Annotated in this window: 1 protein-coding gene; it reads right to left on the reverse strand. The window is 71.8% G+C overall.

Annotation, left to right across the window (positions count from 1 at the left end; genetic code table 11):
• Positions 1-110 precede the first annotated feature (110 nt).
• Positions 111-26,909, reverse strand: coding sequence for a non-ribosomal peptide synthase/polyketide synthase (locus LCL87_RS21925; protein ID WP_225023553.1), 26,799 nt, complete (start codon positions 26,907-26,909; stop codon positions 111-113).
• Between the last annotated feature and the right edge of the window lie 46 nt (positions 26,910-26,955).

The following is a 26,955-nucleotide window of genomic DNA, read 5'->3' on the forward strand; positions in this document are numbered from 1 at the left end:
TCGTGGAAGATCGCAGTCCCGTTGTCCCGACGCTAGTCGCTGTGCTCGTCCTCCGCACCGAATCTGCGGTGTCCGTGATCTATGCGAAGTTTGTTGCCGCAGGACCGATTTCAGTGCGAAATCAGGTATTCCTCGAGTACCGGGCCGATCGCGGCGAGTGCCTCCGGCTCGATCATCTGGTTGTGTTCGCAGTCGATCGTGAACTCGCGGATTCGTCCGGTGATCGCCGGCTGCCACACCTGCGGTGAATGCTGCGGCGACGACGGTTCGGTGCTGCCGTCGCCCCGTCCGGCCGTGAAGAACAGCAGGTCGCCGTCGAACACCTCGGGCGCGTATCGGTTCATGATGCGGGCCGACGTCGTGAACCCCTCGTTGATGCGCTCGAGATGCTCCGGGGTGAGACCGGTGTCCTGGCCGAGGGATTCGTTCAGCAGATCCACCGCCTGCGCGTACGTCAGGTCACGGACCTCGCCGTACGGGGCGAGGTCCAGTCCCAGGCCCTCGAGCAGTTCGATCACGGTGAGGTGTCCGGGCTCCTCCTCCCCCTCGGTCAGGTAGCTGTCCATGATCGCGAGCGTGTCGACATCCTCGCCGGCGTTGCGCAGTTCGACTGCCATCGCGTGCGCGATCACGCCGCCGAGCGACCAGCCGAGCAGGTGGTACGGCCCGTGCGGCTGCACCGTGCGGATCTCGTCGACGTACCGGTGCGCGAGCTGCTGCACCGACTCGAAGTCCGGGCCGCCGCTGAGCAGCGGCAGCTGCAGCCCGTACGCCGGACGGTCCTTCGCCAGGTACTGCACCAGCCCGGCATACCCCCAGGACAGGCCGATTCCCGGATGGACGCAGAACAGCGGCGGGCGTTCGCCGTTGGGTCGCAGCGGGATCACCACGCCGAGGGCGTCGTCGACGGGCGAGCCGCTGCTTCCGAGGTAGCCCACCGGCAGATCGATGCGCTTCGCCAGGCCCGACGGGGTGGGGTCGAGGAACATCGTCTGCAGCGGCAACTGCCGGCCGAGGCGGGCCTGCAGTTCCGTCATGATGCGCGTCGCGATGATCGAGTTGCCGCCGAGATCGAAGAAGCTGTCGTCGATCCCGACGTGGTCGACGCCGAGGACGTCGGCGAACACCTCGGTCACCGCGCGTTCGGTGGCCGTGGTCGGCGGGCGGAACTCGGTGGTGAGCGACGTGAACTCCGGTGCGGGCAGGGCGCGCCGGTCGAGCTTGCCGACCGGGGTCAGCGGGATCTCGTCGAGCACCACCACCGCGGACGGAACCATGTGCGCGGGCAGTTGCGCCGCGACGTGCGCGCGCAGTTCCCGGGACTCGACCGAGTGGCCCTCGACGGGCCGGACGTACGACGCGAGCAGCGTGTCACCCGACGGGCCGGTGTGGCCGAGGGTCGCCGCGAACGTGACGGCCGGGTGCCGGGTGAGGACGGCGTCGATTTCGCCGAGCTCGATCCGGAAACCACGCACCTTCACCTGGAAGTCGGAGCGGCCGATGTACTCGATCGTGCCGTCGTGCCGCCAGCGCACCACGTCACCGGTGCGGTACATCCGGGATCCGGACGGTCCGAACGGACTCGCGACGAACCGGTCGGCGGTCAGGCCGGGCCGGTTGTGGTAGCCGCGGGCCAGGCCGGGCCCGGAGATGTACAGCTCGCCGGGCACCCCGACCGGTACCGGGCGCAGCCGGCCGTCGAGCACGGCTTCCTCGAATCCGATTGCGGGCCCGCCGATGTTGACGGTCTCGCCGGGCTGCATCGGCGCGCTGACGCTGGCCTGGATGGTGGTCTCGGTGGGGCCGTACCCGTTGAACATCCGTCGTCCCGGGGCCCACTTGGCGACCAGTTCGGGCGGGCAGGCCTCGCCGGCGACCGCGAGGACCCGCAGCGATTCGAGTCCCTCGTCCTCGATCGAGGCCAGCGCGGTCGGCGTGATGAAGCCGTGCGTGACGCCCTCGCGCGAGAGCAGGTCGGTCAGTTCGGCGCCGCCGTAGACGGTGGGCGGGACGATCACCAGCCGGGCACCGGCGCTGAACGCCATCATCATCTCGAAGACGGAGGCGTCGAAGCTGGGCGACGCGAGATGCGAGACCCGGGCGTCGGGGGTGACGGTGAACCGGCGACGCTCCTCCTCGGTGAGGTTGGCGATGCCCAGGTGCGTGACGATGACGCCCTTCGGTCGTCCCGTCGATCCCGACGTGTAGATCAGGTAGGCCGGATGCGTCAGATGCAGCGGCGCGGTCCGGTCGGCGTCGGTGACCGGGGCCGCCGACGCTGCCGCCAACTCGGCCGCGAGCGCGTCGTCGTCGAGGACGAGCCACGGGACGGTGTCGGGAAGTCGTTCGCGCAGTGCGGACATCGTGAGGCCGACGCGGGTCCCCGAATCGGAGAGCATGTGGGCGATGCGCTCGGCCGGGTAGTTCGGGTCGACCGGGACGAACGCCGCGCCGGCCTTCGCGACCGCCCAGATCGAGACGATCTCGTCGATCGAGCGGGGCATGCCGAGGGCGACAAAAGTTTCCGGGCCGACCCCGCGCCCGGCCAGGACGCGGGCGAGACGGTTGGACCGTTCGTCGAGTTCGCGGTAGGTGAGGGCGCGGCCGAGGTACGACAGGGCCACCGAATCCGGGTCCACGGCGGCCGCGGCGGCGAGCAGTTCCGGCCACACCCGCGGGGAGGCGTCGGTGTCACCGTGCGCGGGTGCGAGGGCGGCCAGCTCGTCGCGGTCCAGGATCTCGATGTCGCCCACCGCGCGTCCGGGATCGGTGGTGACGGCCTCGAGCACCCGCACGAAGCGATCGGCGATGCGGCGGACGGTGGATTCGTCGAACAGGTCGGTCGCGAAGTCCAGCGACGCCAGGATCCCGGCGGGATCGCCGTCGTCGGTGAATTCCTCGGCGAGCACCAGTTCCAGGTCCTCCTTGGCGACCTGTGCGTCGATGCCGACGCCCTCGACGGTCAGTCCGGGCAGTTCGAGTCGGGGCCGCTCGTTGTTCTGGAACTCGATCGACACCTGGAACAGCGGCGAGTAGGACGTGGACCGGGGCGGGTTGAGTTCCTCGACGAGCCGCTCGAACGGGACCTCCGCGTGCCCGAATGCGGCCAGGTCGGCCTCGCGTACCTGGCGGAGCAGGGCGTCGAAGGAGTCGCCGTGATCGATCCGGGTCCGCAGCACCAAGGTGTTGACGAACATGCCGACGAGTTCGTCGAGGGCGACCTCGCCGCGGCCGGCGATCGGGGTGCCGATCGCGATGTCGTCGGTGTCCGCCAGCCGGGCCAGCACCGTCGCGAGCGCCGCGTGCATCGCCATGAACATGCTCGCACCGTGCCGGTGCGCGAGTTCGGTGACGACGGTGTGCAGTTCGGCGGGGACACGGAACTCGACCCGTCCACCGCGGAACGTCTGCTGCACCGGACGCGGCCGGTCGGTCGGCAACTGGATGACGTCGGGGACGCCGGCGAGTTCCTCGGTCCAGAACTGCAGTTGCCGCGAGATGAGCGACTCGGGATCGGTGTCGGAGCCGAGCATCTCGTGCTGCCACAGCGTGAAGTCGGCGTACTGCACGGGCAGCGGCGCCCACTGCGGGGTCGCGCAGGCGGCCCGGGCGGTGTACGCGGCCATGAGGTCGCGGCCGAGGGGCGCCATCGAGTAGCCGTCGGCGCAGATGTGGTGCACGACGATCACGAGCACGTGGTGCTCGTCGTCGATCTCGAGGATCTCCGCGCGCACCGGTGGTGCGGTGGTGACGTCGAACCCGTGCGAGGCGAACGCCGTGATCCGCTGCCGCAGTTCGCTCTCGTCGCGGACCGTGACCGGTTCGAGGTCGGTGAGGACCTCGCTGACCGGCCACACCTCCTGCGACGGTTCCTGGTCGACGATCGGGTAGGCGGTGCGGAGGGACTCGTGCCGTTCGAGCACGTCGCCGACGGCGTCGCGGAGGGCGGCGACGTCGAGGGCGCCGGTCAGATTCACCGCCATCGGGATGTTGTAGGCGGCGGACGCGGTGTCGAACTGGTTGATGAACCACATGCGTTGCTGCGCGAGCGAGAGCGGGATCCGCGCCGGGCGCTCGCGGCGGTCGAGTTCGGGCCGGGGATGTCCGGTGCCCGTACCGGTGCCGCGTTCGCGGGCGATCCACTGCGCGAGCGTGTGGATCGAGGGCGCCTCGAACAGCGCCCGCACCGGGATGTCGGCGTCGAGGAGGCCGCTCAGCCGTGCGGTGACCCGGGTCGCGATCAGCGAGTTGCCGCCGAGGTCGAAGAAGCTGTCGTCGATGCCGATCCGGTCGACCCCGAGGACCTCGGTGAACACGTCCGACAGGGTGTACTCGAGCGGGTTGGTCGGCGCCCGGAACTCGCCGGTGGTGAACGCGAACTCCGGTTCGGGCAGCGCGGCGCGGTCGAGCTTGCCGACCGGGTTCAGCGGGATCTCGGCGAGCAGTGTGATCGCGGCGGGCACCATGTGCGACGGCAGCCGCGCCGACAGCCGATCGAGCAGCGCTCCCGGCTCGATGGTGGCGCCGGTCGCCGGCACCACGTAGGACGCCAGGACGGTGTCGCCTGCGGGGCCGGGCACACCGAGGGTGACCGCGAACCCGACTGCGGGATCGGCGGCGAGGGCGGTGTCGATCTCACCGAGCTCGATGCGGAAGCCGCGGACCTTGACCTGGAAGTCGGAGCGACCCACGTACTCGATCGTGAGATCGGGGCGCCACCGCACGATGTCGCCGGTGCGGTACATCCGCTCCCCCGGCTTGCCGAACGGATTCGCCACGAACCGCTCCGCGGACAGCCCCGGCCGCCGGTGGTAACCGCGGGCCAGGCCGAGGCCGGCGATGTACAGCTCGCCGGGCACCCCGACCGGTACCGGCTGCAGACGACCGTCGAGGACGACCTCGCGGACGCCGCGGATCGGGCCGCCGATCGTGATCGGGTCGCCGACGGTCATGGGGGCGCTGATGTTCGTCATGATCGTCGTCTCGGTCGGCCCGTACGCGTTGTGCAGGCTCCGGCCGGGCGCCCAGCGCGCCACCAGTTCCGGCGGGCACGCCTCGCCGCCGACGGCCACGTGGGCGAACTCGTCGAGGCCGGTCGGGTCGACCGTCGCGAGCGCGGCGGTGGTGATGAACGCGTGGGTGACGTGCTCGTCGGCGAGCACCCGGGCCAGGTCTGCACCACCGAAGACGGTGGGTTCGGCGATCACCATGGTCGCGCCCACCCCGAACGCCTGCAGGTACTCGAACACGGCGCCGTCGAAGCTGGGTGTCGCGAAGTGCAGGGTCCGGGACGCGGCGGTGGCACCGAACCGCTCCTGCTGGTCGAGTGCGAAATTCTCGAGCCCGCGGTGCGCGACGACGACGCCCTTGGGTCGCCCCGTCGACCCGGACGTGTACACCACGTACGCGGCGTGCTCGAGCCCCAGCGGAGCGGTGCGGTCCGCGTCGGTGACTCGCGCGTCCGAGTGGGCCGCGCAGGCCGCCGCGAACTCGGGGTCCTCGAGGGTGAGCCACGTGACCGTGTCGGGCAGCCGGTGCCGGTGCGCCTCGACAGTCAGACCCAGCCCGGCGCCCGAGTCGGCGAGCATGTGCTCGATCCGTTCGACCGGATAGTTGGGGTCGATCGGAACGAACGCCGCGCCGGTCTTGGTGACCGCCCACACCGCGAGTACCGACTCGACGGACCGGGGAATGCCCAGCGCGACGTACGACTCCGGTCCCACCCCCTGATCGATGAGGACGCGGGCGATCCGCGACGACCGGGTGTCGAGTTCCCGGTAGGTGACCTCGCGGCCGGAGAACGACAGCGCGATCGCGTCGGGGTTCAGGGCGGCCGCGTCGGCGAAGATGTCGGGCAGCGTGCGGATGGACCCGCCGACGGTCCCGGCGACCGGCGCGAGGTCGTGGCGCTCGGTCTCGGTGAGCAGGTCCAGCCGCGCGAGCGGCCGGTCCGGGTCGACCGCGATGTGCTCGAGCACGACGGCGACCCGGGTCGCGATCGAATCGACCACGGCCTGATCGAAGAACTCGGGGAAGTACTCGAACTTCAGGTTCAGGTTGCCGTTCACCGACGCGACCAGCGACAGCGGATAGTGGGCCGCGTCGCGGCCGTCGATCCCGGTCACCTTGAGTCCGGCGATGTCGGTGTCGGCGGTCAGCGCGTCGCGGTCCACCGGGTACGACTCGAACACCGTGAGGGTGTCGAACGTGGCAGCCGGACCGGTGGCGCGCTGGATGTCGGCGAGACCGAGGTAGTGGTGGTCGAGCAGCGCGGCCTGCTCGCGCTGGACCCGGTCGAGGAGTTCACCGAGGGTCTCGCCGGCCTCGAGCGTGACCCGCACCGGCAGCGTGTTGATGAACAGACCCACCATCGACTCGATCCCGGGGATCTGCGGGGGCCGACCGGACACGGTGCCGCCGAACAGGACGTCGGTGCGGGCGGTCAACGCGCCCAGCACGATGCCCCACGCCGCCTGCACGACGGTGTTGAGGGTCAGTCCGCGCTCACGCACGAGGGAGCGCAGCGTGTCGGTGTGCTCCTCCGACAGGGCCACCTCGAGTTCCTCGGTACCGCCGCCGGCGGTTCGCGTGGCCGGAGCCAGCAGCGTGGGTTCCTCGAGTCCGGCCAGCGCCCGCCGCCACGCCGCGGTGGACTCTGCGGGATCCTGCGCCGCCATCCACGCCAGGTAGTCCCGGTACGGGTGCACCCGCGGCAGCAGCGACGCGTCACCGTCGGTCGCGTACAGCGTGAGCAGGTCGCGGATCACCAGCGGCGTCGACCAGCCGTCGAGCAGGATGTGGTGGTTGGTCACCACCAGGCGGTAGTCGCCGCCGCCGAGATTCACCAGCGTCATCCGGATCGCCGGGGCCGCGGTCAGATCGAAACGGGTGCCCCGGTCGGCGGCCATCAGTTCGTCGTACCGGCGGGCGCGGCTGCCCGGATCCAGGCGCGAGAGGTCCACCTCGGTCCACGGCAGCTCCACCCGGGGCGGGATCACCTGCACCGCACCGCTGTCCGACGCCGCTCCGTCGGGCCGGACGAACGCCGCCCGCAGGTTCGGGTGCCGGTCCAGCAGGGCCTGCCCGGCCCGCCACAGCCGATCGGTGTCCACGGTCCCGCCCAGTGACAGGGTCAACTGCACCAGATAGGCGTCCACCGACTCGTCGGCGAGCATCGCGTGGAAGTGCAGGCCCGCCTGCAGCGGGGACAGCGACCACACGTCGTCCAGGCCCGGGTAGCGGTGCTCGAGTGTCTCGATGGCGGCCTGGTCGAGCGCGACCAGGTCCAGATCCGACGGCGTGAGCCCGCCCGCGCCGGGGTGCGCGGCGTGCCGGGCCAGCGCCGACAGCGCCCGCACCCACAGGTCCGCGAGTTCGCCGACGTCGACGGTCGCGAGGACGCCGCGCGGGAACGCCCACGTCGCGCGCAGCCGCGGACCCTCGGGCGTGTCACCGACGACGGCGTTGACGTCGAGGGCGGACGCGACGGGCATGGTGGCGCTGGGTGCGTCGTCGAGTTCGGTGTCGCTCACCGGCACCCACGGGACGTCGGCGCCGGTCACCGTTCCGCCGAGGCGGCCCAGGTAGTTGAAGGTGACCTGGGGCGCCGGCAGCTCCGCGAGCAGCGGGGCGGTCCGCGGGTCCAGGTATCGGAGCATGCCGAACCCGATGCCGTGATCCGGGATCGCGAGGAGCTGTTCCTTGACGGCCTTGAGTGCGGCGCCGGCGGCGGGACCCGCGGCGAAGGCGTCGTCGACGTCGATGCCGGTCAGGTCGAGGCGGACCGGGAAGATCGTCGTGAACCAGCCGACGGTCCGGCCCAGGTCGGCCCCGGGCACCACCTGGTCCTCGCGGCCGTGGCCCTCGAGGTTGACCAGGGCGCCGTCGGTGTCGGCGCCGCGGGTGCGGCGCCAGCGCGTGAGCGCCATCGCCAGTGCGGTGAGCAGGGCGTCGGCGACGTTGCCGCGGAAGGCCTCCGGCACCGTCGTGAGCAGGGCCTCGGTGACCGCGGCCGGCAGCTCCACCGACACCTTGTCGACCGTGCCGTACACGTCGACGGCCGGGTCGAGGGGCCGCGACCCGATCACCGGGTCGGCGGTGTCGAGTGTGGCCTGCCACAGGCCCAACTCGCGATCGCGACCGGTGGCGTCGGCCAGGCCGTGCGCCCAGCGCCGCATCGAGGTGCCCGTCGGCGCCAGATCGGGCAGTTCCCCGGCGGCGATCCGGGCCCACGCGGCCGCCAGGTCCGGGACCAGGATGCGCCACGAGACGCCGTCCACGGCGAGGTGATGAATCACCAGCAGCAGGCGTCCACCGGAATCCCCGGCGTCGAACCACACCGCCTGCAGCATGATTCCCGCGCCGGGATCGAGCCGGCCCGCGGCGTCGTCGAGCGCCGCCGCGGCGGTGGCGGTGAATCCGGGACCGGACAGGGCGTCGACCGGGATCCGGGTGATCAGGTCCGCGGCATCCACCGCACCCACCGGCCGGACCAGCATGCCGGGTGCTTCCCCGGTCCGGAGTTGCCCGCGGAGCATGTCGTGCCGGTCGACGACGGCCTGCAGCGTGCGGTCGAGTTGGTCGCGGTCGATCTCGCGGGGCAGCGCCAGGAGCGCGGTCTGCGTGTACCGGCGCACGTCGTCGCTGCGGCCGAGGAGCCAGTGCATGATCGGCGTGAGCGGGAACTCGCCGATCCCACCGCCGGGCAGTTCCTCGAGATGGATCGTCTCCTCGCCAGCGTCCGCGGCGACAGCAGCGATACCGGCGACGCTGCGGTGCTCGAAGACGTCGCGCGGGGTGAACCGCAGCCCGGCGGCCTTGGCCCGCGACACCAACTGGATCGACATGATCGAATCGCCGCCCAGACCGAAGAACGAGTCGTCCACCCCCACCGTGTCGAGACCGAGCACCTCGGCGAACAGTCCGGCGAGGGTGCGTTCGGCGTCGGTCTGCGGGGCCCGGCCGGCGGTGCTCCGGGCGCCGAACTCCGGCTGCGGCAACGCCTTGCGGTCGAGCTTGCCGTTCGCGGTGAGCGGAAGCTCGTCGAGCACCATCAGCGTCGCCGGGACCATGTACGACGTCAGTTCCCGGCCCACGTGGTCGAGCACGTCCTGCGGGTCGAACTCGACCGCCTGCTCGGGGACCGCGTACGCGACCAGACGGGCCGGTCCGGCGCCGTCGCGGTGCACCGCGACCACCGCCTGCGCGATCCCCGGGAACCGCAGCAGCGCGGCCTCGATCTCGCCGAGTTCGATGCGGAAGCCGCGGATCTTCACCTGGAAGTCGCTGCGGCCCAGATACTCGAGCCGGCCGTCGCGGTTCCAGCGGGCGAGGTCGCCGGTGCGGTACATCCGGGTGCCCGGTGTGCCGAACGGGTCGGCCACGAACCGGCCCGAGGTGAGCGCGCCCCGGCCCAGATAGCCGCGGGTCAACTGCTCTCCAGCGACGTACATCTCGCCGGTGACGCCCGGCGGGACCGGGTGCAGGCGGTCGTCGAGGACGGTCACCCGCAGACCGGGGATGGCCCGGCCGATGACGCTGGCGTCGGCGGCCTCCGCGAACGCGCGGTCGAGTTCGAGATGCGTGACGTGCACGGTGGTCTCGGTGATGCCGTACATGTTCACCAGTCGCGGTGCGGTGTCGGGATGCCGGGTGTACCAGCGGCCGAGCTGCCCGAGGTCGAGGGCCTCGCCGCCGAACACGACGTACCGCAGCGCCAGATCCGTTGCCGCGGAGCCCTGCTCACTCTCGAGCCGGTCCGCCTCGGCCAACTGGTAGAACGCCGTCGGCGTCTGATTGAGCACCGTGACCTGCTCGGTGCGCAGCAGATCCAGGAACATCTCCGGTGACCGTGCGGTGTAGAAGTCGACTACGACCAGGCGGCCGCCGTGCAGCAGCGGGCCCCACAGCTCCCACACCGAGAAGTCGAACGCGTACGAGTGGAACATCGTCCACACGTCGTGCTCGTCGAAGCCGAACTCGGCCGCCGTGTTCGCGAACAGCGTCAGCACGTTCCGGTGGGTGACCTGCACGCCCTTGGGGCGACCGGTGGAGCCGGAGGTGTAGATGACGTACGCGACGTCATCGGGGCGCAGCGGCGCCCGCCGGTCGGCGTCGGTGACGGCCCGGTCCGGTAGCCCGGCCAGCGCGGTGGCCGTCTCGTCGGTGTCGAGACGGATCAGCGGCGCGTCCGTCTCCGGGATGCTGTCGGCGTCGGAGGTGGTGGTCAGGACGCAGACCGGGGCGGCGTCGGCGAGCATGAACGCGAGCCGCTCGGCCGGGTAGGTGACGTCGAGCGGCAGGTATCCGGCGCCGGACTTGATGACGGCGAGCAGTGCGACCACCAACTCCGTCGAGCGGGGCAACGCCACCGCCACCAGCGTTTCCGGGCCCGCCCCGAGGGTGGCGAGGTGCCGTGCGAGCCGGTTGGCGCGCGCCTCGAGTTCGGCGTATCCGATCGTCGAGCCCTCGTAGGTGAGGGCCGGACGGTCGCCGAACCGGGCCGCCGCGACCGCGAAGCGATCGGCCAGGGTCTCGTCGCCGGCACGCACGCCCGCGGCATTCCAATCGCGGAGCATCGCGTCGCGTTCGGTCGCGGTGGTGATCTCGATGTCACCGACCGGCCGAGTCGGGTCCGCCACGAGGGCGTCGAGCAGCCGGGTGAACCGCTCCCCCAGTTCACGGACCGTGTCCGGCTCGAACAGGTCGGTCGCGTACGTGAAGACCGCCGCGATCCCGTCCGGGACGCCGGACTCGTCGTAGCGCTCGGCGAGGGTGAGCTGCAGGTCGAACTTCGCGACCGCCAAGTCGGCGGCAACCGGGTCGGCGACCAACCCCGGCAGCTCGAGGCGAGGCAGCTCGTTGTTCTGGAACTCGAGCAGCACCTGGAACAGCGGCGAGTGCGCGGTGGACCGCTCCGGGGCCAGCACGTCCACGAGCCGCTCGAACGGCAGATCCGCGTGCCCGAACGCCGCGAGGTCGAATTCGCGGGTCCGCCCGAGCAGGTCCCCGAAGCCGGAACCCGGGTCGACGTTCGACCGCAGCACCAGCGTGTTGACGAACATGCCCACGAGGTCGTCGAGTTCGGCCTCGCCGCGGCCCGCGATCGGGGTGCCGATCGCGATGTCGTCGGTGCCACTCAGCTTGGCCAGCAGCACCGCCAGCGCCGCGTGCGCCGCCATGAACATCGTCGCGCCGTGCCGGCGCGCGGATTCGGCGAGCGTGCGGTGCACATCGGCGGGGATCTCGAACTGCACCCGGGCGCCGTCGAAGCTCTGCCGGGTCGGGCGCGGCCGGTCCGTGGGCAGGGTGATCGCCTCGGGCAGCCCGGCGAGCGCGTCGGTCCAGAACTCGAGTTGGCGGCGCGCCAGCGAATCCGGGTCGTCCTCGGAGCCGAGGACCTCGTGCTGCCACAACGCGAAGTCGGCGTACTGCACCGGCAGCGGCGCCCACTGCGGGACGTGCCCGCCGGTGCGGGCGACGTACGCGGCCATGACGTCCCGCGCCAGCGGCGCCATCGAGAAGCCGTCGGCGCAGATGTGGTGCACCACGATGGTCAGGACGTGTTCGCGGGGGCCGAGCCGCAGCAGTTCGGCGCGCACCGGCACCGCCGTGGTCACGTCGAAGCCGCGCGAGATGAGCGCCGCGATCCGTTCCGGCACCCGGTCCGGCGGCACGTCGACGACGGTGAGGCGCGGCGCGGCCTCGGTGGCCGGCACCACCAGCTGCACCGGTTCGCCGTCGCGGGACGGGAAGAAGGTACGCAGGGTTTCGTGCCGGTCCTGCACGTCGAGCACCGCCGCCGCGAGGGCCGCGACGTCGAGATCGCCGGTCAGCCGCACCGCGAGGGGAATGTTGTAGGCGGCCGACTCGGTGTCGAACTGGTTGATGAACCACATCCGCTTCTGGGCCAGCGACAGCGGCACCGGGTCGGGGCGCTGCTGCGGCACCAGCGGGGGCCGGGCCGTGGTGTCCAGTTGGGCACGCGAGACCCAGCGCGCCAGCTGGTGGGCGGTCGGCGCCTCGAACAGCGCCCGCACCCCGAGATCGACGCCGAGTGCGGCGCCGAGCCGGGCGATCACCCGGGTCGCGATCAGCGAGTTGCCGCCGAGGTCGAAGAAGCTGTCGTCGATGCCGATCCGTTCGAGCCCCAGGACCGCGGTGAACGTGTCGACGACGGTCTGCTCGACGGGGTCGGTGGGCGCCCGGAACGTGGTGGCCGCGGGCAGGAACTCCGGGTCCGGCAGCGCCGCCCGGTCCAGTTTGCCGATCGGGGTCAGCGGGATCTCGTCGAGGATCATGATGCTCGACGGCACCATCTGCGCGGGTAGTCGTTCGGCGGCGTACTCCCGCAGCGCGCCCGGTTCCAGGTCCGCGTCGGCGACCGGCAGCACGTACGTGACCAGCGCGGTCTCCCCGGTCGGGCCGGGTCGTCCCAGCGTGACCGCGAACCGGATGTGCGGGTGGTCGCCGAACGCGTTGTCGATGTCGCCGAGTTCGATGCGGAAGCCGCGGATCTTCACCTGGAAGTCGGAGCGGCCGATGTACTCGACCGTGCGGTCTGTCCGCACCCGCACCACGTCGCCGGTGCGGTACATCCGTTCGCCGGGGATGCCGTGCGGGTTCGCGACGAACCGTTCCGCGGTCAGCCCCGGTCGCCGGTGGTAGCCGCGGGCCAGGTTCGGGCCGGCGATGTACAGCTCGCCGGGCACCCCCGCCGGAACCGGGCGCAGGTTGGTGTCGAGGACCAGCTCGGACACCCCGCGCAGCGGCGTGCCGATGGTCACGGTCTCCCCGGTCACCAGCGGCGCACTGACGTTCGCCATGACGGTCGCCTCGGTGGGGCCGTAGCCGTTGTAGAAGCGCCGCTCGTGCGCCCACCGGGCCACCAGTTCGGGCGGCACCGCCTCGCCGCCGACCATCACCTCGGTGAACTCGTCGAGTCCGGTGGGGTCGACGGTCGCGGCCGCCGCCGTCGTGATGAACGCGTGCGTGACGTGCTCGTCGCGGATCAGGTCCGCGAGTTCGCGGCCGCCGTACACCGTGGGCGGGGCGATGATCATCGTCGCGCCCGCCCCGAACGCCAGCAGGTAGTCGAGCACCGCGGCGTCGAAGCTCGGCGTGGAGAAATGCAGGGTCCGGGAGGACGGCCGGGTCGCGAAGTGCGCGCGGTACTCCTCGGAGAGGTTGTCGAGGCCCTCGTGCGTCACCACCACGCCCTTCGGGGTGCCCGTGGTGCCCGACGTGTAGATGACGTACGCCGGGTGTATCAGCCGCAGCGGTGCCGGCAGGTCGGCGTCGGTGACCGGGGTGGCCGACCGTGTCGCGCAGCGGGCCTCGAACGCGGGGTCGTCGATGATCGCCCACGGCACGGTGTCGGGTAGCCGGTCGCGGGCCCCGGTCACCGTCAGACCCACCGTGGCGCCGGAGTCCTCGAGCATGAACGCGATCCGCTCGGCCGGGTAGTTCGGATCCACCGGCAGGAACGCGGCGCCGGCCTTGGCGACCGCCCACACCGCGACGATCGACTCGATCGACCGCGGAATGCCCAGTGCCACGAACGACTCCGGGCCCACGCCGTCGTCGACAAGCACCCGCGCCAACCGGTTGGAGCGCTGGTCGAGTTCACGGTAGGTGACCTCGACGTCGCCGGAGACCAGGGCGACCGCGTCCGGGTCCGCGGCGGCCGCGTCGGCGAACAACTGCGGCAGGGTCCGCACCGACCGGCCCGACCGCCCGCGCAGCGGCACCAGTTCGGCCCATTCGGAGTCCGACAGCAGACGCAGCCGCGCCAGCGGGCACTGCGGGTCCTCGGAGAGGGCGACGAGTACGCGCTGCACCCGCTCGGCCAGCGACCGGGCCTGGCCGCGGTCGAACAGCTCCGGCAGGAACTTGAGCTTCATCCGCAGCCGGTCGTCGGCGTTGGCGACGAGGGTCAGCGGGTAGTGCGCGGCGTCGGTGCCCTCGCGCAGGCGCACCAGGCGCAGCCCGGAGATGTCGGCGTCGGTGACCGCGGAACGGTCCACCGGATAGGACTCGAACACCGTCAGGGTGTCGAACGCCAGCACGGGCCCGACGGCGTCCTGGATGTCGGTGAGGCTCACGTGGTGGTGGTCGAGGAGCCCGGCCTGCTCGGACTGCAGCCGGGCCAGCAACTCCCCCACCGATTCGCGCGCGTCGAGCCGCACCCGGATCGGGAGCGTGTTGATGAACAGGCCGATCATGGACTCGATGCCGGGGATGTGCGGCGGGCGTCCGGACACGGTGCTGCCGAAGACGACGTCGTCGCGGCCGGTCGTCGCGCCCAGCACGATCGCCCACGCCGCCTGCACCATCGTGTTGAGGGTGACGCCCCACTGCCGCCCGATCGCCTGCAGCCGGGCGGTGCGCGCGGCGTCGAGCGAGACGTCGATCTCGTCGGCGACGGCGCCCTGTTCGCGGCCGCGGTCGGGCGGCGCCAGCAGGGTCGGCTCGTCGAGGCCCGCGAGCGACTCGGCCCACGCCCGCACCCCGGCGTCGGGGTCCTGCATGCCGATCCACGCCAGGTAGTCCCGGTACGCGGGCACCCGGGGCAGCACCGAGGTGTCACCGTCGGTCGCGTACAGGGTCAGCAGTTCCTGCATCATCAGCGGCGTCGACCAGCCGTCGAGCAGGATGTGGTGGTTGGTGAGGATCAGCCGGTGCTCGTCCGGCCCGGTCCGCACCAGCAGGAACCGGATCAGTGGCGCCTCCGCCATGTCGAAGCGCCGGGTCCGGTCGTCGGCGATGAGCCGAGCCAGCTCCGCCTCCCGCACCGGCTCGTCGAGCTCGGACAGGTCGATCTCGTTCCACGGCAGCGCCACCCGCTCCTGCACCACCTGCACCGGCGCGCCGTCGGAGCCATGCACGAACGCGGACCGCAGGTTCGGATGCCGGCCGAGCATCGCCTGCCCGGCCCGCCGCAGCCGTCCGGGGTCGGCACCGCGCACGTCGAGCATCATCTGCACCAGGTAGGAGTCCACCGACCGGTCGGCCAGCTGCGCGTGGAACAGCAGCCCCGACTGCAGCGGCGACAGCGACCACACGTCCGTCAGGGTCGGGAAACGCTGCTCGAGCCGCTCGATCTCCGGCTGCTCGAGGGCCACCAGATCCAGATCCGACGGGGTCACCCCGCCCGCACCCGGGCGGGAGACGTGCCGGGCGAGCGCGACCAGCGCGTCGGTCCACAGCTGCGCCAGCGCCGCCACGTCGGCCTCCGCGAGCACGCCCGCCGGGAAGCCCCACGTGGCGCGGATCCGGGACCCGTCCTGTCCGTCGGTGGTGACGGCATTGATGTCGAGGACCGACGCGACCGGCAGATCCGCGTCCTGCAGGATCCCCAGATCGGCGTCGTCGGTCGGCACCCACCCGGCGGCCCGCTGGTCCTCCGGGACCGCGGCGGTGAGCCGGCCCAGGTAGTTGAAGCTGACCTGCGGCGAGGGCAGGTCCCGCAGGGCTCGTTCGCCCTCGTCGTCGAGGTAGCGCAGCAGCCCGAAGCCGATGCCGTGATCGGGCACCGCCAGCAACTGCTCCTTGACGGCCTTGACCGCGGCACCCGCACCGCGGCCGCCGGTGAAGGCGTCGTCGACGTCGATCCCGGTCAGGTCCAACCGGATCGGGAACAGCGTGGTGAACCAGCCGACGGTGCGCGCCAGGTCTGCGCCGGGCAGCACATGGTCCTCGCGGCCGTGGCCCTCGAGGGTGACCAACGCGGTATCGGATCCGACGCCGCGGTCGCTGCGCCAGCGGACCAGTGCGAGCGCCAGCGCGGTCAGCAGGCCGTCGTTGACGCTGCCGCGGAACGCGTCCGGCAGCGTCGTCAACAACGCCTCGGTCACGTCGGGCGATACCTCGACGGTGACGGTTCGGGCGGTGGCGGCGAGGTCCACGGCCGGGTCGAGCGGGCGTGCGCCGAGCAGCGGGTCGTCGCCGGTCAGGGTGTCGCGCCACCGGTCCAGTTCGTCGCGCCGATCCGCGGCGATGTCGACGAGTCCGTGCGCCCACCGCCGCATCGACGTGCCGACCGGGGCCAGGTCGGGCCGCTCCCCGGCGACGATCTGCGCCCACGCCGTCGCCAGGTCCGGCACCAGGATGCGCCACGAGACGCCGTCGACGACGAGGTGATGCGCGACGATCAGCAGCCGCCCGCCATCCGCACGGGAATCCAGCCACACCACCTGAACCATCTCGCCGGCCGCCGGGTCGAGCCGGTCCTCGGCGGCGTCGAGTTCGGCCCGCACGGCGTCCGCGAACGTGTCGGTCCCCGGTGCCGCGTCCACCTCGACCCGGCGGATCAGCCACTCGGCGTACACCGAGCCCGGCGGCGGCACGATCATCCGGTGCTCGCCTGCCCGCATCCGGGCCCGGAGCATGTCGTGCCGGTCCAGGACGGCCTGCAGCGCGCCGGCGAGCGAGGCCTCGTCGAGTCCCTCGGGCGCGGTGAGCAGCGCCGCCTGCGAGAACCGGTCGTGGTGTCCGCCGCGGCCGAGGAGCCAACGGGCGACGGGCAGCAGCGGGACGTCGCCGACACCGCCGCCGTCGAGTTCCGCGAGCACGATCGCGTCCGCACCGGCCTGCGCCACCCGCGCGAGCGCCTCGACGGTCTTGTGCTCGAACACGTCCCGCGGCGTGAAGTGCAGGCCCGCGGTCTTGGCGCGCGAGACCAGCTGGATCGACATGATCGAATCGCCGCCCAGGCCGAAGAACGAGTCGTCGACGCCCACCGAGTCGAGACCGAGCACCTCGGCGAACAGGTCGGCCAGCTGCCGTTCGCGCTCGGATCGCGGGGCGCGCCCGGTTCCGGCGCGGGCCCCGAAGTCGGGCGCCGGCAGCGCCCGCCGGTCCAGTTTGCCCGCCGGACCGATCGGCAGCGCATCGAGGACCATCACCGCGGACGGCACCATGTACGACGCGAGGGACGTGCCGACGAAGTCGGTGACGTCGGCCGGGTCGATCGTCGCGCCCGGCTCGGGCACCACGTACCCGACAAGCCTGCTCGCGGGGCCGGACCCGTCGACGGTGACGACGGCGCGCGCGATGCCCGGGAACCGGCGCAGCGCCGTCTCGATCTCGCCGAGCTCGATCCGGAAGCCGCGGATCTTCACCTGGAAGTCGGTGCGGCCCAGGTACTCCAGCTGCCCGGAGCCATTCCAGCGGACCAGGTCGCCGGTGCGGTACATGCGACTGCCCGGTTCGCCGAACGGGTTGGCCACGAACCGCTCCCCGGTGGTGCCGGGACGGGCGTGATAGCCGCGGGCCAGGCCGCTGCCGAGCACGTACAGCTCACCGGGCACCCCGCCGGGCACCGGGTGCAGGCGCGAATCGAGCACCACCAGTGACGTGCCCATCGGGGGGCGGCCGATCGTGACGGGCACCCCGACCGCAAGCGGCTCGCTGATGCTGGCGACGACGGTGGCCTCGGTCGGCCCGTACGCGTTGAACATCCGCCGCCCGGGCGCCCACTGCGCCACCAGTTCGGGCGGGCACGCCTCGCCACCGGTGGCGACGCACTCGAGCGCCGGCAGACCCGCCGGATCCACCGAGGCGAGGGCGGCCGGCGTCACGAACGCGTGCGTGACCCGGTTCTCGCGCAGCAGGTCCCGCAGTTCGTCGCCGCCGACCACGGTGGGCGGCGCGACGACCATCGCGGCGCCCGAGCCGACCGCGAGGAGCAGTTCGAGGATCGAGGCGTCGAAGCTGGGCGACGAGAAGTGCAGGGTCCGCGACCGCGGCGTGATGCCGAACCGGGTGCGTTCCTCGGCGGCGAAGTTCGCCAGGCCGCGATGCGGGACCACGACGCCCTTCGGGATGCCGGTGGACCCGGATGTGTAGATCAGGTACGCGGGATCGTCGAGCCGGACCGGCCGCACCCGTTCGCCGTCGGTGACCGGGCCACCGGGCAGGCGCCGCAGTTCGTCGCGAACCGCGCTGTCGTCGAGCATCACCCAGTCGGTGACCGGTGGCAGCGTGTCGCGGTGTCCGCGCACGGTGAGGCCGACGACGGCCCCGGAGTCGGTGAGCATGTGCTCGATGCGGTCCGGAGGATAGTTCGGGTCCACCGGCACGAACGCGGCCCCGGTCTTGGCGACCGCCCATGTCGCGGTCACCGACTCGATCGAGCGGGCCAGCGCCAGCGCGACCACCGACTCGGGGCCGATGCCGCGCCCGATCAGCAGCCGGGCCAGCCGATCGGAGGCGGCATCGAGTTCTCGGTAGCTGAGCTCGCGCCCCTCGAACACCACCGCGGTGGCCGCGGGATCGACGACGCTCGCGGTCGCCAGCAACTCGGGCAGGGTGCGGGCGGGCACCCCGGCCCCGCCGCTCACCGGGGCGATCGCGGCCCGCTCGGCCGCCGTCAACAGCTCGACGTCGCCCACCCGCACGGCGGGGTCGTCGGTGACGGCGCGTAGCACCGCGCCGAACCGTTCCGCGAGGCGGGTGACGGTGGCCGGGTCGAACAGGTCGGTCGCGTACGTGAATCCGGCGGTGACACCGGCGGGTTCGCCGGCCTCGGTGAACTCCTCGGTGAGGGTGAGCTGCAGGTCGAAGTTGGCGATGGCAGTGCCGGTGTCGACGACCGTGACGGTCAGACCGGGCAGTTCGAGCCGCGGCTGCTCGTTGTTGCGGAACTCGAGCATCACCTGGAACAGCGGCGAGTGCGCGGTCGACCGTTCCGGGGCCAGCGCGTCCACCAACCGTTCGAACGGCAGGTCGGCATGGTGGAACGCGTCGAGGTCGCCGTCGCGGACCGCGGACAGCAGCTCCGAGTAGGTGGCGGCCGGCTCGAACCGGCTGCGCAGCACCAGCGTGTTGACGAACATGCCGACCATGTCGTCGAGGGCAGCGGCGCCGCGGCCCGCGATCGGGGTGCCGATCGCGACGTCGTCGGTGTCGCCGAGTCGGGCGAGCAGTGCCGCCAGTGCGGCGTGCACCGCCATGAACACGGTCGAGTTGTGGCCGCGGGCGACGGCGGTGAGCCGCCGGTGCACGTCGGGACCGATCCGGAACTCGTGCACCGCGCCGTGCAGGGTCCGCTCCGCCGGTCGCGGTCGGTCGGTGGGCAGTTCGAGGACCTCCGGCAGTCCGTCGAGGGTGCGGGCCCAGTGTTCGAGCTGGGTGGTCAGGATGCTGTCCGGGTCGTCGGTGCCGCCCAGTACCGCCTGCTGCCACAGCGCGTAGTCGGCGTACTGCACCGGGAGCGGCGACCAGTGCGGGGCACGGTCCTCGGTCCGGGCGACGTACGCGCTCATGACGTCCCGCGCGAGCGGTGCCAGCGAGAACCCGTCGGCGCAGATGTGGTGCACGACGATCACCAGCACGTGGGTCTGCGGGCCCACGCGCAGCAGCAGCGACCGCACCGGCGGTGCCGTAGTGACGTCGAAGCCCTGCGCCGCGAACTCGGCGACCCGATGGTGGAGGTCCTGTTCGGTGGCGGTCACCGGTTCCAGGTCCGGGGCGACGGCCGCGGTCGGCACGATCACCTGGGTGGGCTCGCCGTCGACCATCGGGAAGCGGGTGCGCAGCGACTCGTGCCGTTCGAGGACGTCGGCGACGGCCGCGCGCAGCGCGCCCCGGTCGAGGTCACCGTCGAGCCGGACCGGCAGCACCACGTTGTACGCCGCGGACGCGGTGTCGAACTGGTTGATGAACCACATCCGCTTCTGCGCCAGCGAGACCGGGACGACCGCGGGGCGCTCGACCGGGGACAGCGGTGCCCGCTCGGCGCCGCGCATTCCCCCGGACTCGATCCGCAGCGCGAGCGCGGCCACGGTCGGGGCGTCGAAGACGTCGCGCACCCCGACGTGCGCGTCGAGCGCCTCGTTGACGCGGGCCACCAGCCGGGTCGCGGTCAGCGAGTTGCCGCCCAGATCGAAGAAGCTGTCGTACACGCCGATCCGGGCCGTGCCGACCAGTTCACCGAAGATCAGCGCGAGGATCTCCTCGACCGGATTCCTGGGTGCCACGAACTCGGTCTCCACGGCACCGAACTCGGGGGCGGGCAGCGCGCGCCGATCCAGCTTGCCGGTGGAGCCGAGTGGGAACTCGTCGAGCACGAGGATCTGCGACGGCACCATGTACGCCGGCAGCGACTCGGCGAGCGACTCCCGCAGCGCCACCGGGTCGACGGCGGCGCCCGGGTCGGGAACTACGTACCCGACGAGGGCCTCCCCCACCAGGTCGTCGCGGCGGACCACGACCACGGCCTGAGCCACGCCCGGCCGGGCAAGCAGCGTCGTCTCCACCTCGCCGAGCTCGATGCGCAGGCCGCGCAGCTTCACCTGGAAGTCGGTCCGGCCGATGTAATCCAAGTTGCCGTCGCCGCGCCAACGCACGAGGTCGCCGGTGCGGTAGAGGCGGGCGCCGGGCAGTCCGAACGGGTCGGCGACGAACCGTTCCGCCGTCAGGTCCGGCCGTGCCACGTACCCGCGGGCCAGCTGGACACCGGCCAGGTACAACTCGCCGGGCACTCCGACTGCGGCCGGGTGCAGGCGCGAATCCAGCACGTACACCTGGGTGTTCCACACGGGCGCGCCGATCGGGACCGACACCGTGTCGGCGGCGGTGTACTGCCGGTAGGTGACGTCGACGGCGGCCTCGGTGGGGCCGTACAGGTTGTGCAGCTCGGCGCCGCCCGCTCCGGCGAACTCGGCGAACGCCTCCGCGGTGGCGGGCGGCAGTGCCTCGCCGCTGCAGAACACCGTGCGCAGCGACCGGCACTGCGCGGGGTCGGCGCCGACCACGAACGCGGCGAGCATCGACGGCACGAAGTGCGCCACGGTCACGTTCCGGTCGTCGATCAGCTGCGACAGGTACGCGGGGTCCCGGTGCCCGTCGGGCAGCGCGATCGCCAGACTCGCACCGGTCTGCAACGGCCAGAAGAACTCCCACACCGAGACGTCGAACGTCGCCGGCGTCTTCTGCACCACGACGTCGGCACCGGTGAGCCGGTACCGGTCCTGCATCCAGGCCAGGCGGTTGACGATCGCACGATGGGTGACGGCGACGCCCTTGGGGCGGCCCGTCGAACCCGACGTGTAGATCACGTACGCGACGTCGTCGGGCCGGAGGGTGCCGCGCCGTTCCTCGGGCCGGATCGGACCGTCGTCGTGGACGTCGAGCTCGAGCCGGTCGATCTCGAGGATCTCGACGCTGCCGCCGAGTCCGGTGCGGTCCCGGCGGGTGGTCAGCACGCACACCGGCTCGGCGCTGGCCAGCACGTAGTCGGTGCGTGCCTGCGGATGGTCCGGGTCGAGCGGGACGTACGCGCCGCCCGCCTCGGTGACCGCGTACATGCCGATCAGCAGGTCGAACGAGCGTCGCATCGACAGCGCGACCCGGCTCTCCGGTCCCACGCCGCGGGCGATCAGCTCGCGGGCGAGGCGCCGGGCACGGGACGCGAACTCCGCGTACGTGAGCTGCTCGTCGCCGAACGTCAGCGCCACCGCGTGCGGAGTGCGCCGGGCCTGTGCGTCGAACAGGTCGGCCAGCGTCGCGTCCGGCACCGGGTGTTCGGTGGCGTTCCACTCGTCGAGCACGAGTTCGCGTTCACCGTCGACGAGGACGTCGATGTCGCCGACCCGGACCGACGGATCGACGGTGACGGCCTCGAGGATCCGCAGGAACCGTTCCGCGAGCACGGAGACGGTGCCGGGATCGAACAGGTCGGTCGCGTACGACAGCGTCGCCTCGATCGGGCCGGGACGACCCTCCACGTCCGACAGCTCGGTGAGGATGACCTGCAGATCGAATTTTGCTGTGCCGGTGTCGATCTCGTCGACCTCGACGGTCAGGCCCGGTAGCTCGAGCCGGTTGCGGTCGGACCCCTGCAGCACCAGCATCACCTGGAACAGCGGCGAGTACGCCTCCGAACGGGGCGGGTCGAGCACCTCGACCAGCCGCTCGAACGGCACGTCGGTGTTGCCGAGCGCGGCCAGGTCGGTGGTGCGGGTGTGCGCCAGCAGGTCGCTGAACGTCCCGCCCTGGTCCACCCGGCTGCGCAGCACCAGCGTGTTGACGAACATGCCGACCAGGTCGTCGAGTTCGGCCTCACCGCGCCCGGACACCGGGGAGCCGATCGAGACGTCGGACGCGCCGCTGGTGCGCGCCAGCAGCACGGCCAGCGCCGCGTGCAGCACCATGAACAGGCTCGCCTCGTACTCGCCGGCCAGTTCGAGCAGTCGGCGGTGCAGGTGCGGGGCGATTGTGACGTCCACCGCCCCGCCGCGCATCGACTGCTGCGGCGGCCTCGGTCGGTCGGTGGGCAGTTCGAGCAGGTCGGGGGCCCCGGTCAGCTCGTCTCGCCAGAACGCGAGTTGGCGGGCGATCAGGCTGCGCGGATCGTCCTCCGAGCCGAGCAGGTCCCGTTGCCATGCGGCGTAGTCGGTGTACTGCACCGCGAGCGGCGGCCAGGCCGGTTCGGTGCCGGCCGCCCGCGCCCCGTACGCCACCATGACATCGCGCGCGAGCGGTGCCATCGACAAACCGTCCGCCGCCACGTGGTGCACGACGAGCGCGAGCACGTGTTCGGTGGGGCCGACTCGCCACAGGTGCGCCCGCACCGGGGTCTGGACCGAGACGTCGAAGCTCGAGGTCGCGGCGGACGTCAACCGCTGCGGCAGTCGAGCTTCGGTCACGTCCTCCGGCTCGAGGTCGAGTGCCGTCTCGGCGGTGGACCGCACCAGTTGCACGGGGCCGTCCGGGGTGTTCGGGAAGACGGTGCGCAGCGTCTGGTGCCGTTCGACGACGTCGGCGAGGGCGGTGCGGAGCGCCGCCACGTCCAGCGGCCCGCTCAGCCGGACGGCGATCGGGATGTTGTACGCGGCCGACGTCGGGTCGAGTTGGTTGACGAACCACATCCGCTGCTGGGCGAGGGACACCGGCACCGGGCCGCCGTGTTCCCGCGGCACCAGCGGCGGGCGGGCACCGTGCCCGGGCCCGGCGGCTTCGACGCGGTCGGCGAGCGCGGCCACGGTCGGCGCCTCGAACAGGTCGAGGACGGACAGTTCGGTGCCGAGCGTCGCGTTGATGCGGGCCACGATCCGCGTCGCGGTCAGCGAGTTGCCACCGAGGTCGAAGAAGCTGTCGGTGGTCCCGATCCGCTCGACGCCGAGGAGTTCCGAGAACACGCCGGCGATCTTCTTCTCGTCCAGCGTGGCGGGCGCGCGGAACTCTCCTGTGCCCGTGTCGAACCGGGGTTCGGGCAGGGCCCGCCGGTCCAGCTTGCCGGCCGGCGTGAGCGGCAGCGAGTCGAGCACGACGACACTCGCCGGCACCATGTGCGGCGGCAGGACGTCCGCGGCGTGCGCGGTGACTTCGGCGCCGAGCCGGTCACCGGCGACCGTCTCCCGGTTGCTCTCCGGCTGCACGTACGCCACCAGCAGGGTGTCGCCCGACGGCCCGACGAATCCGGTCGCGAGCGCGAAGCCGACGTCGGGGTGCGAGCGCAGCGCCGCCTCGACCTCGCCGAGTTCGATGCGGTAGCCGCGGATCTTGATCTGGAAGTCGGTGCGGCCCACATACTCGAGCGAGTGCCCGCGCCCGAACCGCCGCCAGCGAACCAGGTCACCGGTGCGGTACATCCGGGTGCCGTCGAACGGGTTGGCCACGAAGCGCTCCGCGGTGGTCGCCGCCCGCGCGTGGTAGCCGCGGGCCAGGCCGTCGCCGTACACGTACAGCTCCCCGGCGACGCCGGGCGGCACCGGCCGCAGCCGGGCGTCGAGCACGAGCGCGCCGGTGCCGAGCGGGGGGCTGCCGATCGTGACGTCCTGCCCCACCACCAGCGGGTCGGACACGCTCGACACGACCGTCGCCTCGGTGGGTCCGTAGGCGTTGAACATCCGATGCCGCGGCGCCCACTGCTCCACCAGATACGGCGGGCAGGCCTCACCGCCGGTTACGACGCATTCGAGATCGGTGAGCACGTCCGCGTCGACCGAGCCCAGCGCCGCCGGTGTGACGAACGCATGCGTGACCCGCTCGTCGCGCAGCAGCGCGGTCAGTTCCGCGCCGCCGTAGATCGTGGGCGGGGCGATCACCATCGTGGCACCCGCACCGAACGCGAGCATCAGCTCGAGCACCGACGCGTCGAAGCTCGGGGACGAGAAGTGCAGCGTGCGCGAGTCGGGGCGCACCCGGTAGCGGCGGCGTTCGTCCTCGGCGAAGTTCGCCAGCCCGCGGTGGGTGACGGTGACGCCCTTCGGGGTGCCCGTCGACCCGGAGGTGTAGATCAGGTATGCCGGGTTGCCGATGTGCACAGGCGCGAGTCGGTCCGCGTCGGTGACGGCGTCCGCCGGCCACTGGCGCACCTGCTCACCGAACCCGGGATCGTCCAGGACGAGGGACGGCACGATGTCCGCGACCGCGGCGGCGTGGGCCGCGACGGTCAGGGCCAGCGTCGAACCGGAATCGGTGAGCATGTGCTCGATGCGATCGGCCGGGTAGTTCGGGTCCACCGGGACGAACGCCGCACCGGTCTTGGCCACCGCCCACACCGACGACACCGACTCGATCGAGCGCGGCATCGACAGCGCCACCACCGATTCCGGTCCGACGCCCCGCGCGATCAGGAGACGGGCCAGCCGGTTCGAGTCCGCGTCGAGGTCGCGGTAGCTCAGCTGCCGGCCCTCGTACGACAGTGCGATCCGGTCGGGATCGGTGCCCGCGGCCGCGCCGAGGATATCCGCGAGCGTGCGCGGCTCGACGCCGTCACCGCCCCACACCCCGGACAGTCGACGGCGCTCGTCGTCGGCGAGCAGGTCGATGTCCGCGACCACCGCGGCCGGGTCTTCGAGCACCGCGTCGAGCACCCGGAGGTACCGCGCCGACAGCGTCTCGATGGTCTCCGCGTCGAACATGTCGGTTGCGAACGCGAACGACGCGCTCACCCCGTCCGGGACGCGGGTGCCGTCACCGTTGCCCGCGAAGCGTTCCTCGACGGTGAGCCGCAGATCGAGGGCGGAGATGTCGGGGCCGGTGTCCGCGCCACGCACGAACAGTCCCTCCTCCTTGAGGTGCGGGGTCCGTCCGTCGAGGAACTCGAGCATCACCTGGAACAGCGGCGAGTGCGCGTTCTCCCGGGTCCGGTCGAGCGCCTCGACCAGCTGAGCGAAGGGCGTCTCGGCGTGCCGGAAGGCCTGGACATTGGAACGGCAGACGTCGGTGAGTAGTTCGTCGAACGTGATCCCCGACGACAGCCGCGTCCGCAGGGTCAGGGTGTTGACGAACTCCCCGGCCGCGCTGCGTCCGGTCACCGGTGTGCCGATCGCGACGTCGTCGACGTCGGCCAGGCGCGCCAGCACCACGACGAGCGCCGCGTGCATTGCGGCGAACACGGTGCAGCCGCGGGCTTCCGACTGCTCGATGACGGCGCGATGCACCGCCGCGGGGACTTCGAAATCGACACGGTCACTGGTGAGGGCGCGTCGGGCCGGGCGGGGCCGGTCCGACGGCAGCGAGAGGATGTCGGGCAGACCGGCCAGCTCGCGCGACCAGAACTCGAGTTGCGCGGCGGTGCGGAGCAACTGGGCCCCCACCGCCGAACTCTCGGTGTGGACGTCGGCGACGCGAGTGTCGGGCGACGCGAGGACGAACTCCTCGACGAGTTCGAGGAACCGCCGGTGGTGGGCGTGCAGCACGTCCTGCGAGTAGCGCCCCGGATTCGCCCGGAACTCGACGAATGTCCTTGTCGGAAAACCGCTCTGGACAAAGTTGACGAGGAGGTCCTCGACCGGGCCGGACGTGACGATGTGGTATTCGCCCTCGATCTCGCCCAGGGTCATCTTCTGGTGGAACAGCATGACGTTGACCATCGGACCGGCCAGGCCGCGGGCGGTGCCGGTGAGCCCGGCGTCGCGTCGAATGTCCTCGATGCTGCACCGCTGATGACGCAGCGCGCCCATCAATTCCAGCTGGATGCGGCCGACCAGGTCGGCGACGGTGTCGTTCGGCAGCACCGTCGCCCGCAGCGGCGCGACGTTGACGAGCATGCCGCCGGATCGCTGCAGCGGCGCCGTCGTGCGGGCCGAGACGGGCATGTTGACCAGGACGTCGGTGCGTCCGGTCAGGCGCGCGAGGTAACACGCGAACGCCGCGATGAGCACCGCCGCGGGGGTGGCCTCGAGCGTCCGGTCGGTGGAATCGAGGGCCGCGATGACGGCGTCGGGCAGCGGTGCGCTCTCGACTCGGCTCACGGCGGCGACGGGCGCCTCCGTCTCGGCCAGTGTCGATCCCGACTCGATCCCGGCGATGTGGTCGGCCCAGTACTCGCGGTCGGCCTGGAAGCGACTCGACGCCCGGTATTTCTGGTCGATCGCGAGCAGTTCCCGGAGATCGAGCGCCCGGTTCGGTTCCGGCTCCCGGTTCTCCACCGCGGCGGTGTACAGGGCGGCGATCCGGTTCGCCATCGTCATGCCGCTGTAGCCGTCCAGTGCGACGTGATGGATCCTGGTGTACCACAAGTACTCTTGATCGCCGGTGCGCAGGATCGTCATGTCGATGAGGCGATCGCGGGTGAGGTCGATCGGCGTCGAGTAGTCGTGTTCCATCCACTCGCGAGCAGCGGAGCCGGGATCCGGGTGATCCCGCAGGTCCACCTGCCCGATCGAGGTGTCGGTGCCGGGGTCCACCAACTGGTACGGCTCCCCGTCCACGTCGATCAGGTGCAGGAACGGCGACTGGAACTCCTCGGTGGCCGCAACGGCACATCGACTCAACAGTTCGGTGTCGAGATCTCCGTGCAGCGTGACGTACTGCGCGATGAAGATGGGCACCGCCGGCGTGAGCTGCTGGGCGAACCACATACTTCGCTGCACCGCGGAGAGCGGAAACGCTTCCGGGGGGAGAGCCGGTGTGCCGGAACCGTGATCGGCCGGTTCCCGAGGTCCTGACATCGTCATTTACACGCCCCCTGCGAGCAGAATGCCCTGGTTGCATCGGGTCCAC

The organism is Prescottella equi (assembly GCF_020171745.1).
Classification (GTDB): domain Bacteria; phylum Actinomycetota; class Actinomycetes; order Mycobacteriales; family Mycobacteriaceae; genus Prescottella; species Prescottella equi_A.